General features: G+C 29.9%; 12 protein-coding genes. 7 read left to right on the forward strand and 5 right to left on the reverse strand.

All coding sequences use genetic code 11. The annotated features are described in order from the left end of the window. From ACTG3S_RS05205 to ACTG3S_RS05220, 4 genes are all read left to right on the forward strand, one after another. Positions 1–1,281: OmpP1/FadL family transporter (locus tag ACTG3S_RS05205; protein WP_439128307.1), on the forward strand; the 1,281-nt coding region annotated here is incomplete at its 5' end. A 138-nt stretch (positions 1,282–1,419) separates the two neighbouring features. Continuing rightward, positions 1,420–2,328 (forward strand): NifU family protein, encoded by a 909-nt coding sequence (locus ACTG3S_RS05210; RefSeq protein WP_439128308.1) that lies wholly within the window; start codon positions 1,420–1,422, stop codon positions 2,326–2,328. Between the two features lie 35 nt (positions 2,329–2,363). Continuing rightward, positions 2,364–3,092: a bifunctional demethylmenaquinone methyltransferase/2-methoxy-6-polyprenyl-1,4-benzoquinol methylase UbiE gene (ubiE, locus tag ACTG3S_RS05215; protein ID WP_439128309.1), complete on the forward strand. Its 729-nt coding sequence runs from the start codon at positions 2,364–2,366 to the stop codon at positions 3,090–3,092. A gap of 2 nt (positions 3,093–3,094) precedes the next feature. After that, a complete protein-coding gene (locus ACTG3S_RS05220) occupies positions 3,095–3,802 on the forward strand; it encodes a porin family protein (RefSeq protein ID WP_439128310.1) in 708 nt (235 codons plus the stop codon). Positions 3,803–3,817: 15 nt separating this feature from the next. Here ACTG3S_RS05220 and ACTG3S_RS05225 read toward each other — a convergent pair whose 3' ends face one another. Continuing rightward, positions 3,818–4,552 carry a TrmH family RNA methyltransferase gene (locus tag ACTG3S_RS05225; protein WP_439128311.1) on the reverse strand — a complete coding sequence of 245 codons (735 nt, stop codon included), beginning with the start codon at positions 4,550–4,552 and terminating at the stop codon, positions 3,818–3,820. A 27-nt stretch (positions 4,553–4,579) separates the two neighbouring features. On the opposite strand from ACTG3S_RS05225, the gene ACTG3S_RS05230 reads away from it, so the two are divergent. The 3 genes from ACTG3S_RS05230 (at position 4,580) to accD (ending at position 9,383) form a co-directional block, all read left to right on the forward strand. Then, the gene (locus ACTG3S_RS05230) at positions 4,580–7,126 is read left to right on the forward strand and encodes a BamA/TamA family outer membrane protein (RefSeq protein ID WP_439128312.1); all 2,547 of its coding nucleotides are present in this window, start codon (positions 4,580–4,582) and stop codon (positions 7,124–7,126) included. Positions 7,127–7,244: 118 nt separating this feature from the next. Then, a complete protein-coding gene (fbaA, locus tag ACTG3S_RS05235; protein WP_439128313.1) occupies positions 7,245–8,312 on the forward strand; it encodes a class II fructose-bisphosphate aldolase in 1,068 nt (355 codons plus the stop codon). A 195-nt stretch (positions 8,313–8,507) separates the two neighbouring features. Next, a complete protein-coding gene (gene accD, locus ACTG3S_RS05240) occupies positions 8,508–9,383 on the forward strand; it encodes an acetyl-CoA carboxylase, carboxyltransferase subunit beta (RefSeq protein WP_439128314.1) in 876 nt (291 codons plus the stop codon). Between the two features lie 49 nt (positions 9,384–9,432). On the opposite strand, the gene ACTG3S_RS05245 is transcribed toward accD, so the two are convergent. The 4 genes from ACTG3S_RS05245 to ACTG3S_RS05260 all read right to left on the reverse strand — a co-directional run. After that, the gene (locus ACTG3S_RS05245; protein ID WP_439128315.1) at positions 9,433–9,930 is read right to left on the reverse strand and encodes a DUF3575 domain-containing protein; all 498 of its coding nucleotides are present in this window, start codon (positions 9,928–9,930) and stop codon (positions 9,433–9,435) included. 37 nt (positions 9,931–9,967) lie between these two features. Then, positions 9,968–10,531: a DUF3575 domain-containing protein gene (locus ACTG3S_RS05250; RefSeq protein WP_439128316.1), complete on the reverse strand. Its 564-nt coding sequence runs from the start codon at positions 10,529–10,531 to the stop codon at positions 9,968–9,970. A gap of 50 nt (positions 10,532–10,581) precedes the next feature. After that, positions 10,582–11,703 carry an efflux RND transporter periplasmic adaptor subunit gene (locus ACTG3S_RS05255; RefSeq protein ID WP_439128317.1) on the reverse strand — a complete coding sequence of 374 codons (1,122 nt, stop codon included), beginning with the start codon at positions 11,701–11,703 and terminating at the stop codon, positions 10,582–10,584. A gap of 1 nt (position 11,704) precedes the next feature. Continuing rightward, a partial coding sequence (locus ACTG3S_RS05260; RefSeq protein WP_439128318.1) for an efflux RND transporter permease subunit occupies positions 11,705–13,719 on the reverse strand: 2,015 nt, incomplete at its 5' end.

Consider the following 13,719-nt stretch of genomic DNA (forward strand, 5'->3'; position numbering starts at 1 on the left):
GCAAATGGTACAGCACGTTTTACCTCTATGAGTGGTGCTTTTGGAGCTTTAGGTGGAGATATTTCTGCAATAAACATAAATCCTGCAGGTATTGCTGTTTTTAATAACAGTGCTTTTTCTGGTAGTTTTAATTCTAGAAATACAGATATTACGAGTAATTATTATGGTACTTCTAGAAACAATCAGAATGAATTTTTAAACTTTACCCAAGCTGGTGCTGTTTTAGTTTTTGACAGTGCATATAATACTGAATGGAAAAAATTTGCCATAGGTTTTAATTATAGAATGCAAAAAGATTTTAATAATGGTTTTAGTGCTGTTGGTAATAGTGGTATAGCAACTTTTAGAGATTTTCCTTTAGACAATAATACGCCAACAATAGATTATAATGTTGCAGAAGAACAACGTTTTAATAATAACTATAATGGCGAATTAAACGAAGTTAGTGTTGCTTTTTCTGCTTTACATCAAAATAAATTATACGTTGGTGCTGGATTAAATTTTTACGATTTAAACTTTAGCCAACGTGCTACTTTGGTAGAGTTTAATAATGATGGAAATGGAAATACATTAGATGCTAATTTTTATCAAGAAAATTTTGTAACAGGAGCAGGAGTATCTTTAAACGCAGGTTTTATTTACAAAGCAAGCAAAAATTTTAGATTCGGTTTGGCATATCAAACACCAACTTGGTTTACAGAAATTATAGAAGAGTCTAATATTGTAAATAACGATGGTTACATGGGCGATACAGAAATTATTGTAAGTAATAATAATGTTATTTATGATAATACTGCTGGAGGTAATTTCCCATCACAAAGTTTTATTTATAGATTAAAAACGCCTAGTAAATTAACAGCAAGTGCCGCGTTTGTTTTTGGTAAAAGTGGATTGTTTAGTGTAGATTACACAAACAAAAATTACACAAATATGAATTTATCTGATGCAGATTTTTCTGGAGAAAATCAGTTTTTTCAAAACGAGTTAAGAAACACTTATGCATTAAACCTTGGTACAGAATGGCGTTTTGATAGACTTAGCGTAAGAGGAGGTTATAGGTTTGAACAAGACCCTTTAAAAACCGCTTTAGATTCAGACAATTTAAAAGGTTATTCTTTTGGTGGTGGTTATAACTTTGGTAACTTAAAAATAGATTTTTCTTATAGTGATAATAATAGAACTTCTTTTTATAATTCTTATCCACAGTTTCCTTCTGTAAATTCTACAGAGTTGGCTATTAGTAGTAAAGTTTTTACAGGTACTTTAACCATCAATTTATAAAAAAAGTTACAAAATTTACTTTTAAGACGTTACTTAAATGGTTGTAAAAAATCATTAAAGTAGCGTCTTAAAGTTTATAGTAATTATGCAATAGTATTTATCTTTTTTCCCTTAATTTTGCAATTCAATTTTTAGCACATGTCAGAAACTAAAATAACCATACAAGAAACAACCAACGATACCATAATTAAATACAACAGTACTAGTGTTTTAATTAACGGTGGTAGTTACGAATTTAATAATATAGATGAGGCTAAAAACTCTCCTTTAGCACAACAATTGTTCTATTTACCTTTTGTAAAAAAGGTATTTATAACCGCCAATTTTATAGCTATACAACGTTTTGATATTGTAGAATGGATAGATGTTCAAGAAGAAGTAAGAGAGCAAATAGAGACTTACATTAACGATGGTAATGCAGTTGTAAACGAGCAAACATCATCTAAAAAAGAAGCCATAGAAGTATATGCAGAAGTTACACCAAACCCAGCAGTAATGAAGTTTGGTACTAACAAAGCACTAACACAAACAGATGTAGAATTTAAAAATATAGACGAAGCAAGTGCATCATCTCCAATAGCACAAGCTATTTTTAATTTTCCGTTTGTAAAAGAAGTTTTTATATCTGACAATTACATATCTATCACAAAATATGATATGGTAGAGTGGAATGAAGTTTATGGAGAAGTAAGAACATTTATAAGAGAATATTTAGCAGCAGGTAAAACCATTATTAAAGAATTACCAAAAGAAGATGCTGCAAATGCTTCTGAGCCTACTGCAGTAAAACCAGCAATAGCTCTAGAAGGTACAGCAGCACAAATTGTAGATATTTTAGACGAATATATAAAACCAGCAGTTGCAGGAGATGGAGGTAATATTGCTTTTAGATCTTATGACGAGCAAAATAAAGTAGTAAGTGTTATTTTACAAGGTGCTTGTAGTGGTTGCCCATCATCTACAGCAACATTAAAAAATGGTATAGAGAATTTGTTAAAAGAAATGTTGCCAAATCAAATAAACGAAGTAGTTGCTATTAACGGGTAAATTTATTTTACCTCTTATAAAATAAAGCTTTTAAAATGTCAAAAAACATAAAACCTTACAAAGAATCAGAATTAGGTAAAAAAGAACAAGTAGCACAAATGTTTGATACCATTTCTGGTAATTACGATGGCTTAAACAGAGTAATTTCTTTAGGGATTGATGTAAAATGGCGTAAAAAAGTGGTGGAAATCGTGGGTAAAAATAACCCAAAACAAATTTTAGATATTGCTACAGGTACTGGAGATTTAGCCATAATGATGACAAATCTAAACCCTGATAGAATTGTAGGTTTAGACATATCTGCGGGAATGTTAGAAGTAGGTAAACAAAAAATTGCCAGCGCAAATTTATCACATAAAATAGAAATGATTGTGGGTGATTCTGAAGAAATGCCTTTTAAAGACAATACTTTTGATGCCATAACAGTTTCTTTTGGAGTTAGAAATTTTGCCAACTTAGAAAAAGGCATTCGAGAAATTGCTAGAGTTTTAAAGCCTAAAGGTGTTTTGGTTATTTTAGAAACTTCTAATCCAACAAAATTTCCTTTCAAACAAGGCTATAAACTTTATACAAACTTATTTTTGCCAGTAGTAGGTAAATTGTTTTCTAAAGACAAAGTTGCATACTCTTATTTATCTGAAACTGCAAATTCTTTTCCATTTGGAGAAGCTTTTAACAATATTTTGAAAAAAAATGGGTTTACACATACAGAAGATAACCCTGTAACTTTTGGAGTTGCCACAATTTACACAGCACGTAAATAATTATGAGTAAAACAAGTTTGTTTTTTTGTTTTTTTTTAATCACCAGTATTGCATTTTATGCGCAAAGAGAGCGTGTAGAATATTTACCCACTTTTGATAAAAAACCATTGCATTATGGTTTTTATTTAGGGATAAATCAAAACGATTTTAAACTAAACTTAAGAGAAAGCAGCATAACAGATGCCAACATTACAGTAGAAGCAACTGCAGGTTTTAATGTAGGTTTAATTGCAGATTTAAGATTGCATAAAAATTTAAATTTGCGTTTAGAACCAGGTTTGGTAAGTAATTCGAAAAGAATATTGTTTAATCATTTAAGCACATCAACCAATCCACAAGATAGTATTAGAGAAATTGGTTCTACCTATTTGCATGTACCTTTAGTGTTTAAGTTTAGTACAGACCGGTATAAAAATATGCGTCCTTATTTGTTAGCAGGTGCTTCTTACGATTATAACTTCTCTAGTAATGAGGCCAATCAAGATGATAATTCTGCAGGTCAGTTCAGAATGAAAACTCATAACTTTATGTATGAGGTTGGTATTGGTGTAGACTTTTATTTATATTACTTTAAATTTTCTCCTTCTATTCGAGGTGTTTTTGCGTTTAATAACGAAATTAAATACGATGATGATCCCAATAGTCAATGGACAGCACCAATCAATTTTATGGGAACTCGCGGAATTTTCTTAAACTTTGCATTTGAGTAAGTTTGTGTTTAAAATTTAGACTTTAGCTCTAGAAAATTCACTTAATAAAATTGCAGTAGCAGTAGCTACATTTAAACTTTCGGTTGCTTGTGTTTCTCCAAATCTTGGGATAGATATTTTATGAGCAACTAATTTTTTAATAGATTCAGAAACTCCATTTGCTTCATTACCCATAATTAAAACACCTTCTTCTGGTAAGATGCTTTTGTAAACATTTTCACCATCCATATCAGCTATAAAAGTAGGTAAGTTTGTGTCTTTTAAATATTGGTAAATATCTATATAATTAATAGCAACTCTAGTTAAAGATCCCATACTTGCTTGTACCACTTTACTATTATAACAATCTACTGTTTCTTTAGAGCAAATTAATTGTTGCACTCCAAACCAGTCACACAAACGTATTATGGTTCCTAAATTTCCAGGGTCATTTATCGTATCTAAAGCAATTATTAAACCTGAATTTTCAATTGATTTTTCTTCTGGAATTTCAAACAAGGCCAAAACTTTATTAGGTGTTTTTAAAAGACTAATCTTTTTTAATTCACTTTCAGAAATACGTGTAATTTTATCTTCTGGTTGCAAAGTTTCAAAATCTTCGGTACAAAAAAGAGTGTGAACTGTAAAATTAGAGTTTAGTAGCTCATTTACCACTTTTATCCCTTCAGCAATAAACAATTGATGCTTTTGCCTATACTTTTTTTGTGATAAACTTGTTATTAGTTTTAGTTGATTTTTAGAAATCCCCATTAATTGTATCTATTTATAAATAAACGCTTGAAAAACGTTATTTTTGGTGTTGAATGTATTGCTAAAGTAATGAAAAAACTTCCTTTTTACTTTTTATTCTTTTTGTTTTTAAGCGCATGTAACTCTACAAAGCATGTTGCGGAAGATCAACATATGCTTACGCAAAATTATATTTATGTAGACAGTGTTAGAAATAAAAGTACAGAGCTTCAGAAATACATACTTCAAAAACCAAACCCTAGGCTATTAGATTTACCTTTTGGCCTATATTTTCATAATTTCGGAAATCACGATAAACCGAAAACCCCATCAGAATGGGGTAAAGAAAACCCCAAAAAATATAAATTTATAAAAAATATTTTTTCAGAAAAACAAAGTATCGCTTACGCAAATACATTTATAAACTTAAATAATTGGTTTTTAAGTTATGATGCCCCAGTTATTGTTAGTGAAAATAAAGTAAAAAGAACTGCAGATAATTTATGGGCATATTACAAAAATCAAGGTTTTTTTGACTCTAAAGTAAAAGATAGCATTCATAGATATAAAGATAAAAAAGCCACTGTAGACTATCATATTACAACAGGAAAACCTACAATGTTGGATACCATAAAAGTTAACATAGAATCTCCAGTTTTAGACTCAATTTACAAAGCCTCTAATGTAAAAAGTTTTTTAAAATCTGGCAATCAATACAATGATAAGGTGTTTAGAAAAGAAGCAGAACGTGTTGTTAAAATGTATAGAAATAATGGAATTTCTAATTTCAATGAATCTGCACTAGGTTTTTATGTAGATTCTTCAAGAACAGATTATAAAACAAATGTAGATTTTTTAATAGCCAAAGATCGTTTTGTAGAAGTAAATAATAAATATGTTAAAAAAGAATATAAAATACACAAAATAAAAGAGATAAATGTTATTACAGACTATTCCTACACCCAAAAAGGACAAGAATATTTAGACACCATTCAATATAAGGGTATTAATTTTTTAGCACACGAAAAATTAAAATACAATCCTAAATTTCTAGCACAATCTATTTTTTTTAGACCAGGTGATATTTATAAAGATACTTTAAACAATTTAACCAGAAACCATTTAAAATCACTTAAAAACTTTAAGTCTACCAATATAGAGTTTACACCAATTTCGGGTACAGATGATGCTTTAAGGATGAACCTATTTTTATCACCAAAAGAAAAATATACCTTAGGTTTTGAAACTGAATTGACACACTCTAATATTAGAAATATTGGTACTTCAGCAAAGTTTTCTTTAACTGATAGAAATGCTTTTAAAGGTGCAGAAATATTAAAATTTTCTTTTTTAGGCTCTTATTTTAATGCCAACAATGGTCCTGGTTGGGAAATTGGTGCAGATGCATCTTTAGAAATACCAAGGTTTGTTGCCCCTTTTGGATTGAGTAAATTAGTGCCTAAAAGAATGAATCCAAGAACCTTATTTTCTTTAGGTTCTAGTTTTCAAAAAAACATAGGTTTAGACAGGCAAACATTTACATTTTTATCTGATTATAAGTGGCAATACAACAGCAAAAAAACCATACAATTAGAAATTTTTAATACACAGTATATTCAGAACTTAAACGTAAATCGTTTTTTTGATATTTACAGTTCAGAATTTAGAAATTTAAATGCTGTAGCCCAAAACTACGATGCTGTAAATGGTACTAATTTTGCACCTTTGTCTACAGATTTAGGTGCGCAAGCAACAGAAGCCTTAAGTTTTATAGATGAGGTTTCGTCTAACAATACAGGTTTTCAAACCACAAACCCAGAAGATTATGATACCGTTTTAAATATTCAGAATAGATACAATATTGTAACGTCAGATTTTTTAATACCCATAATAGCCTACTCATTTACGTACAATAATCAAATAGATTTTAAAGATAACAACTTTACCTTTTTTAAATTAAGGGTGGCAAATTCAGGTAATTTATTGGGTTTGTTATCAGATAATTACAACGCAAATGGTAAAAAAACATTATTTAAAATACCTTTAGCACAGTATTTTAAAACAGATATCGAATACAAACGTTTTTGGGACGTTGGTTTAAATTCAGTTTTTGGTGTCAGATCTTTTTTAGGCACAATTATTACCTACGATAATTCAGACATCCCATTTACAAGAAGTTATTTTGCTGGGGGGTCTAATGATATTAGAGCATGGCAAACTTATGAGCTAGGTCCTGGAAGTAGAAATACAGGTTTAGAATTTAACGTAGGAAGTTTTAAATTCTTAACAAGTGCAGAATATCGTTTTGACTTATTTGGAAGCTTAAAAGGAGCTTTTTTTGTAGATGCTGGTAATATTTGGGATATTTCTGGATCAGAATTTATAGACGATGCATCTAAATTTAGTGGACTTGAGTCACTAAAAGAAATTGCCATAGGTTCTGGTATGGGAATTCGATACGATTTAAACTTTTTCGTTTTAAGATTAGATGTTGGTTTTAAGACCTATGAGCCTTATTTAGAGGGAGGTAAATGGTTTAAGAACTACAACTTTTCAAGTGCAGTTTACAACATTGGTATCAACTATCCTTTTTAATAAAAAACAGCCAAAGTCTATAACGTTTTCGTTATTTTTAGCAAACTACAAAGCTAAAAGCAGCTATTTTTAGTATTTTTGATGTCAGAAAGAATCAACAAAATAAAAAATAAAACTTATGAGTCATAATATAAAACCTGGTGTAGCAACAGGAAAAGAAGTACAAGCAATTTTTAATCTTGCAAAAGAAAAAGGCTTTGCATTACCAGCTGTAAACGTTGTTGGTTCTAATACTATTAATGGTGTTTTAGAAACCGCTAGAGATTTAAATGCGCCAGTAATCATTCAATTTTCTAATGGAGGTGCACAGTTTCAAGCAGGTAAAGGTTTGTCTAATGAAAACCAGAAAGCAGCTATTGCTGGTGGTATTGCAGGTGCAAAACATATTCACGAATTAGCAACGGCTTATGGTGTGCCAGTAATTTTACATACAGACCATTGTGCAAAAAAATTATTACCATGGATAGATGGTTTATTAGATGCTTCTGAAAAACATTTTGAAGAAACTGGTAAACCATTGTACAGTTCTCATATGATAGATTTATCTGAAGAACCTATAGAAGAAAACATCGAAATATGTAAAACCTATTTGGCAAGAATGAGCAAAATGGGTATGACTTTAGAAATTGAGTTAGGTATTACAGGAGGAGAAGAAGATGGGGTAGACAACTCAGATGTAGATGCTTCTAAATTATACACACAACCAGAAGAGGTTGCTTATGCTTATGAGGAATTATCTAAAGTTTCGCCACAATTTACAATTGCAGCAGCATTTGGTAATGTACATGGTGTTTACAAACCAGGTAACGTAAAATTAACGCCAAAAATTTTAAAAAATTCTCAAGAGTATATTACTAAAAAATATGGAGTTGAAGAAAATCATATCGATTTTGTATTTCATGGTGGTTCTGGTTCTACAGAAGCAGAAATACAAGAATCTATAGGTTATGGTGTTATTAAAATGAATATCGATACTGATTTACAATTTGCATTTACAGAAGGAATTCGTGATTATATGCAAGGTAAAGCAGATTATTTAGCAACTCAAATTGGTAATCCTGATGGAGCAGACCAACCCAATAAAAAATACTACGATCCAAGAAAATGGTTGCGTTTAGGAGAAGAAACTTTTAAAACTCGTTTAAAGAAAGCTTTCGAAGACTTAAATAACGTAGATACTTTATAAAAACTACATTTTATATATTTTAAAAAGCATTTTGATATTTGTCAAAATGCTTTTTTTATGAACAAATACGTAGTAAAACGAATTGTGTTTTATAAAGACATGCTTTAGAAAGTATTTTTAAAGAAAAAACTTTTACATTTGTATTTCATTTATTGCTTAAAAAGGTAAGCATAAAATTAAAAATATACACTTAATATGGCTTGGTTTAAAAGAACAGATAAAGGTATTCAGACTTCTACAGAAGACAAAAAAGACACCCCAAAAGGTTTGTGGTATAAAACCCCAAGTGGTAAAATTATAGACACAGAAGAGTTAAAGAGAAACTTATATGTAAGTCCAGAAGATGGGTACCATGTAAGAATTGGTAGTAAAGAGTATTTCGAGTTATTTTTTGATGAGAATAAGTTTACAGAATTAAATGAAAAATTAACTTCTAAAGACCCGTTAAAATTCGAAGACACTAAAAAATACCCAGACAGATTAAAAGCTGCACAAGAAAAAACAAAATTAAATGATGCAGTTAGAACTGCAGTGGGTAAATCTTTAGGGAAAGATTTAGTGATTGCTGCTATGGATTTTGCCTTTATTGGAGGTTCTATGGGGTCTGTTGTTGGAGAAAAAATTGCCAGAGCTATCGATTATGCTATCCAAAATAAAATACCATTTTTAATGGTTTCTAAATCTGGTGGTGCAAGAATGATGGAAGCATCGTTATCTTTAATGCAGTTGGTTAAAACATCTTCTAAATTAGCACAATTGGCAGAAGTAAAAATACCATATATATCACTTTGTACAGACCCTACAACTGGTGGTACAACAGCTTCTTACGCAATGCTAGGTGATATTAATATTGCAGAACCAAACGCATTAATTGCCTTTGCTGGCCCAAGAGTTGTAAAAGATACTACAGGTAAAGAATTGCCAGAAGGTTTTCAAAAATCTGAATTTGTTTTAGAACATGGTTTTTTAGATGCCATTTACGAGCGTAAAGATTTAAAAAAACAGGTAAATTTATATATAGATTTAATACAAAATCTTCCAATTAGAAAAGAGGAAGTTGTAACATCATAAAAATAAAAAAGCCAGCGAAAGCTGGCTTTTTTATTTTACAATCTGTTGTTTAGAATCTCCATCCAACATTTAGACCCAACCTTGGTACTAAAATTGGCGAGTCAGAACCAAATAAATTTCTACCCAAACCAACATAAGCATCTATAGTTAAACCACCATCTGCAATGTATTTAGTTCCAACTGCAACACCTAAAGCTGCATCTGTGTATTTTAAATCGTAATTGCCAGAATCTTCTATAGATTCTTTTTTTCCTGTATTAATTCCTACAAAACCCTCTCCAAAAAAGTTCCATTGTGCTTCAGAGGTAAAGTAATGACGAAAGTAAGGCGTAATCATCATATTTTCATTATATCTAAAACTTTCATCTTGTTTGGCAAGGTTAAATAAGGCAGAAACTCCAAAAGAATTTACATCACTTATATAGCTTTCGTAAGAAAACTCTAAACTTCTTATACCAATTGCATCTGCAACATCTAACTTAACTTCTTGCTGAGCATATCCTAGAGCACCTATTAAAAATGTTGCAATTAAAACTATTTTTTTCATTGTTTTTTAATTTATAACAAACTTACTAAATTATTGGTTAAAATCTGTATCCTAAAGAAATACCAAATCTCCCAATAATATTATATTCAATCATATCTTCACTTCCTTTAATTAAGTTTCTACCAAGACCCAAAAATACTTCTGTAGTAAAACCACCTTTTGTAACAAATTTACCTCCAACAGAAATACCTAATGCAAAACTTGTAGAGCTTTCTACTCGATCATTATTATTAGAAAAATTATAAAAAATATCTTCGTAGGTATTTAACATACCAAAAGCTTCTACAAAAAAGCCTCTTGCATATTTAGTTTCAGAGAAAAACCTTCTGTAATAAGGGGTTATTGAGAATTTTTTTGGAAAACCAATTTCATCATCTTCTATACTTTTAAATTTATAATACAATGCTACACCATAAGATGACTCTGCGTTTATTAGTTTCTCATAAGAAGCATCAAATGCAGAAAATGCAATTAAATTAAATGCATTTAATTTTAGTTCATATTTTTTATCAATATCTTGTGGATACTTCTTTACTGTTTCTTGTCCTTTAATATTTAAAGAAATAAAAGCAATTGCAAAAACAAGGAATATTTTTTTCATAATTTTTAATTTTAAAACAAACATATCAAAAATAAAACCAACTTAATAATTTATATTTCACTAAATATAGACATACCTTTTTCTAAAATAGATTTGTTTTTTAAAACTTCTGGATTTAATACTTCAATAAATTTTTCGTTCTCTAAACCAACTTCTAATAAAATTTTTTCGAAGTAAACATTGTTGTCTTTTTCTTCTTTTAAAACCAATACAAAATAATTGGCATCACTCTTTAAAACAGCACTTTTTGGGATTGCTATTTTTTTGTTCGTATTTACAATAATATCAGCTTCTACAAACATACCCGTAATAAAATTGACATCTTCGTTTTCTAAGTGCCCATGTACTTTTATGGTTCTATTATTATTAATAGATGTACCTACCAAATGCACATCTGCATCATAAGTTTTATTTGAAGATTCTGGAATTTTAAACTTTATTTTTTGACCTTTTTTAATCTTTAAAATATCTTTTTCAAATACTGTTAATTCTAAATGAATATGGTCTGTATTAATAATTTCTAGTAACTCGCTTTGGGAAGATACAAATGCACCATTGCTAACATTTACCTTAGTTACGTAACCATTAATTGGTGCGTATAAGTTAATAGTTGTGGTGATTTGTCCCTGAGCTACATTTGTAGGGTTGATGTTCATCATTTGTAATTTGCGATGTAAACCATTAAAAACTGCAAGGTTGCTTTTGTAGGTACTTTTGGCTTTTAAATAGTTTTTTTCTGAGGTTATTTTCTCATCAAACAATGTTTTTTGTCGATTAAATTCGTTTTTTAAATAGCTAAGTTGTGCTGCAATTTCTTGGTATTCTTGCTGTATTTCTACAAACTCAGTATTTGTTAAGCTAGCTACTAGTTGTCCTTTTTTAACTTTATCGCCTATTAATAAAGGTATTTTAGAAACATAACCACCTACAAAAGTACTAACACTGGCTCTGTTTTCTGGTGGTACATCTATCATTCCGTTTACCTTTACAACTGAATTAAAAGGTCGTTCTACAAGCTTGCCTAACTGCATACCTTCGTTTTCAAATTGTTGTTTGCTAATTTGAACTGTATTTTCATTTTCGGAGGTTTCCTCTAAAGTTTCTGTGTTTTTTTCTGAATTTCCGCAAGCAATAAAAAATACAGAAATTAAAAGTAGGTATAAGTTTTTCATTTTAAAAGGTGTTTAAAATTAAATGATTGATGGTAATGACTGTTTGGTTGTATGCATTCAAGTTTTCTAAATAAGATAACTCAATATCTTTAGCAGTTTCCAAACTTTGTATGTACTGAAAAAAGTCAATTTCACCTTCTTTAAAGGTACGATTGGCTGTTTTTATAATTTCATTTTTTAGATTTTTCCCTTGAGAATCATAATAATTAATAGCTTCTGTATACTGTTGTAGGGTTGCTAAAAGTGATTGGTATTCTGCCTCTAATTTTACTTTATAATCCTTTTGTTGTGCAGTTACAATATCTTTGGCAATTTTAGATGACTTTATTTTAGAAGCATTGCCAGAAAAGAATAAGGGTATTTTTAACCCAACTTGATAACCAATAAAATTTGTGTTTATTTGGCTGTTTGTACCTTGAAAATATTCTACACTAATATCTGGTAACAAACTTTGTTTTTCTCTTTTATATACCGCATTTTGATAGTTTTTAGCATTTTTAAAATAGTGTAATCCTAAATTATCATTTGTAGAAATATTTTGAAGTGCTAATTTCTGAAGTGGCTGATTTGCAATTTCTAAATGAGCTACTTGTACAACACTTTTTAATTTTTGTTCAGAAAACGCTACTTCTTGCAGTGCTTTTTTATAGAGAGTTTCTAACTGCTTTTGTTTCGATTTTGCAGTAATCATTTCTAAATAATTGGTTTCTCCTAACTCAAACTTACGTTCAGACTTTTTTGCAAAATCTTGATAAAGGCTATCTAAATATTGGTAAGTTTCAGCTTTATTTTTAGTGAACAATACTTGATAATAATTAGCATATACTGCTTTTTTAATTTGTAAATACTGCAAACTATTATGGGTTTTTTCTAAACTGAGTTTAGCGTTATTTACTTTTTTATCAGTAAAATAAATGGTAGGAAATTTAAAGTCTTGTGTAACACCAAATACCTTTAAAGGTTGACCGTTTAAGGCAATATTATTTTCGTCATAAGAATAATAGATAGACGTTTTGTCAAAACTAAAAGCACTGTTTACCAAAGCTTTGCTTTGATCTACTTTTAAATTAGATGCTTTTAAACCAGCATTGTTTTCTAGTGCTAAGGCCAATGTTTCTTCAACCGTTAATGGGTTTTGAGCATTTACAGAAAAGGTACATAAGAAACCGATAATTAGTAGCGTAGTTGTTTTATTCATTTTAATCGATTTTTTTTCTTCGAACCAAGCATATAAAACTGGTAACACCACTAAAGTTAAAATGGTTGCAGTTAGCAAGCCACCAATAACTACAGTAGCTAAAGGACGCTGCACTTCTGCACCAGAATTGGTGGAAATAGCCATAGGTAAAAAACCTAAAGCAGCAGCTGATGCAGTTAATAAAACGGGTCTTAATCTTTCTGATGTTCCGCGTTTTATCCGTTCTTTTATATCTGTGATTCCTTCTTCTTTTAACTCTTTAAAATGTTCTATTAATACAATTCCGTTAAGTACTGCAATACCAAATAGCGCAATAAAACCAACTCCTGCAGAAATACTAAAAGGCAAATCTCTTATCCATAATAATAAAATACCACCAACTGCAGATAATGGAATTGCAGAATAGACCATTAAAGCTTCTTTTACAGAGCCAAAAGCAAAATATAGTAAAATAAATATGAGCACTAAGGCAATAGGCACAGCAACTAATAAACGGTCTTTAGCACTTTGTAAGTTTTCAAACTGACCACCATAAGTAATGGTATATCCAACAGGTAACTTTAATTGATTGTCTATAATGTTTCTAACATCATTCACTACAGATTGTAAATCTCTATTACGAACATTTATACCAACTACAATACGTCTTTTGGTATCGTCTCTGGATATCTTTGCAGGACCCCTTGTGTATTTTATTTCTGCTAATTCACTTAACGGAATTTTGTTTCCATTTGGTGTATCTACATATAAATTTTCTAGGCTAGCTAAATTTTTACGATTCTTTTTATCTAATCGAATTACCAAATCAAAACGTTTTT

The sequence above is a fragment of the Polaribacter sp. genome (assembly GCF_965656025.1).
Lineage (GTDB): Bacteria > Bacteroidota > Bacteroidia > Flavobacteriales > Flavobacteriaceae > Polaribacter.